The sequence below is a fragment of the Luteococcus sediminum genome, from assembly GCF_054783495.1.
Genome location: NZ_BAAGQL010000017.1, coordinates 1 through 2,500 on the forward strand (window position 1 = coordinate 1; position 2,500 = coordinate 2,500).

General features: G+C 35.9%; 1 rRNA gene. It reads left to right on the top strand.

The features are described from left to right. Positions 1-1,094: 1,094 nt before the first annotated feature. Positions 1,095-1,213, top strand: a 5S ribosomal RNA gene (rrf, locus tag ACYVKA_RS09625). Positions 1,214-2,500 lie beyond the last annotated feature (1,287 nt).

The following is a 2,500-nucleotide window of genomic DNA, read 5'->3' on the forward strand; positions in this document are numbered from 1 at the left end:
CTCTTGAGGGAATGGAAAAAAGTGTTTGAAATACACATTGTTGGCTGGCGATGGTGAAAATTTTTTTGAGAGTACTTGAGTGTACGCCCGTGCCCGGATTTATGATAGGGTATGGGAGGGTTACGGTCATGGTACGGTTCAAGTTACGGTGAATACGGTGCCCGTCTACGGTACGGTCCGTATGTGTACTTTCGTGATAAGTTGAAAATGATTTCTTGTCAAGCTTTGAACTTTCGTGATAAGTTAGAAATGATTTTTGAGTAAGCTTAAGAGTTTCGTGATAAGTTAGGAATGATTTCTATAGTGCTTGAGACTTTCGTGATAAGTTGGGACTTTCGTGATAAGTTAGAAATGACTTCTTGTCAAGCTTGAGAGTTTCGTGATAAGTTAGGAATGACTTTTTCACAGCCTGAGAGTTTCGTGATAACTTAGAAAATTTATTAAGCCCAGGGTTTCGTGATAAGTTTGAAATGAATTTTATATAGGTGTAGAGTTTTGTGATAAGTTAGAAAGAATTCCTACACAAGCACAAGAGTTTCGTGATAAGTTGGGAGTGATTTTCTTCCAGCTTAGAGTTTCGTGATAAGTTAGGAATGATTTTTACAAGCTTGAAGTTTCGTGATAAGTTGAAAATTTTATTAAGCCCAGAGTTTCGTGATATGTTATAAACCGTTTCTACTCAAGCCTAGGGGTTTCGTGATAAGTTAAGAATAGTTTTTTATAAGCCTGGAGTTTCGTGATAAGTTAGGAATGACTTTTGTTCAAGCATAGAGTNTCGTGATAAGTTGGGAGCTCAAGCTTAGAGTTTCGTGATAAGTTCGAAAATTTCCCTGCTTAAGCGCGGAGTTTCGTGATAAGTTAGGAATGATGTCATAATAATAATCAACTATACCATACTCCACATGAATGAAAACATGTTTCCAAGTATCCAAATAGTATTCGACAAAGGTTCGACAAAGGTTCACATGGTTCTTATCCTTCTACATTACATGAATTCACTTTTTCAATCTTGAAAAAAATATAAAATCCTAGAAAAATTCACATTTTAGTTTATGTTTGATACCTTTGTGTTTGCTTTAATTACTTTAACTATAAGCTACGGCCATACAATGTTGAAAGCACCGGATCCCGTCCGATCTCCGCAGTTAAGCAACATCTGGACCAGTCAGTACTATGGTGGGGGACCACATGGGAATACTGGTTGCTGTAGTTTTTGCAATTTTTTTTGCCAAAATTTCCAATGAATTCATATTAATCATCTACACACTTTTATATAACTTTTTTACAATTACATGTAATATTTTATGCGTAACTTGCATTGTATGAACACTTGGAATTATAAACAAGTAGTATTATTGAACAAAATGAACATTTTTTTAAATAAATTACACCTTTATAATTTGTTGCCATGCACTTTATACTTGTTATATTTTGTTGCTATGGACTTGCTATCATAAGTGGCTTACCAAGATTTTGGGTGTACATATAAGGCATAATTAGTTGTTATGCAAGTTTACGCTTGCTTTACTTTGTTGCTATGGACTGTTGGTGACTTTACTTTGTTGCTATGGACTGTTGGTGACTTTACTTTGTTGCTATGGACTGTTGGTGACTTTACTTTTGGCTTGTCATGAATGATAAGTGACTTATAACTTGACTCGTCATGGATTATAAGTGACTTGAGTTGACTTGCTATCATATAGGTGGCTTAACTATATTACTCTAACCTTCTCCAAAACTGAAATGCACGTGAGGGATAGTTGGTTGCTATGCAAGTTTATGCTTGCTTTACTTTGTTGCTATGGACTGTTGGTGACTTTACTTTTGACTTGTCATGAATTATAAGTGACTTGAGTTGACTTGCTATCATATAGGTGGCTTAACTATTATTCTAAATGCACGTGAGGCTTAATTGGTTGTTATGCAAAGTTATACTGGCTTCATTTTGTTGCTATGGATGACAGGTGGCCCAAGTACCACTCCAACTTTTTTAAAAAAATTGGGTATGTGTAAGGTATAGTGTCATGCTGTGTACCATAGCAACAAAATGATCGAGTATAATAATTGGTTGTGTACCATAGCAACAAAATATTTGGACTCCACACAAACTTTTCATTTTTTGACAGATGATTTCTTGTGTAAAGGTCAACATGGTCCCGTTATTCCCATGTCTGGATCGTTCAAATAGTTTGAGAAAAAGCCATTCATGCAAAAAAGGTACCCAAAAAAGGAAATATGTCAATAGGCTGGCAAGTCAGCATGGTATAGCAACATGATAAATTAGCACTGGGGACGTTTTCCAAGTAACTAGAGTGATTAAATAGTGCACAATACAACATTTGAGGTCAATTTGGTTCTGTTTGGGACCTCATGGGCGACATGGCGACATGACATGGCAACATGGCCATTTACATTGCACATTGCAATTCAACATTGACATTCACCATCTCCATTCGACACTTGTTTTGTTCAAAGATGGAGTATTTCAACGTTTTTCAAC